At 55.3% G+C, this 333-nt stretch carries 2 rRNA genes; both read right to left on the bottom strand.

The features are described from left to right. Positions 1-8: 8 nt before the first annotated feature. Positions 9-125: ribosomal RNA gene (rrf, locus tag KBY19_RS36060) — 5S ribosomal RNA — on the bottom strand. 121 nt (positions 126-246) lie between these two features. After that, positions 247-333: ribosomal RNA gene (locus tag KBY19_RS36055) — 23S ribosomal RNA — on the bottom strand; the annotation flags it as partial.

The raw sequence follows: 333 nt of genomic DNA, 5'->3' as shown, positions 1-333 counted from the left end.
CAAAGATTGTTCGGCGGCGTCCTACTCTCCCACACACTCCCGCATGCAGTACCATCGGCGCTGAAAGGCTTAGCTTCCGGGTTCGGAATGTAACCGGGCGTTTCCCTCACGCTATGACCACCGAAACTCTGTTCAGGACAACAGGATCAAATGAATCCAGGTCCCAGAGTCTCCAAGCGAACAAGCACACTCTTCAGTTGAAGTGCGGTTGTTGTCTCAGAACCCACACAGTGGACGCGAGCCTCTATGGACAAGCCCTCGGCCTATTAGTACCGGTCACCTCCACACGTTACCGTGCTTCCAGATCCGGCCTATCAACCCCGTCATCTCCAG

Origin of the sequence: Streptomyces sp. B15, assembly GCF_018070605.1 — a bacterium.
GTDB classification, from domain to species: domain Bacteria; phylum Actinomycetota; class Actinomycetes; order Streptomycetales; family Streptomycetaceae; genus Streptomyces; species Streptomyces smyrnaeus.
The sequence above is the reverse complement of the archived record's forward strand: the minus strand, read 5'-3'. Positions and strand labels throughout refer to the sequence as shown.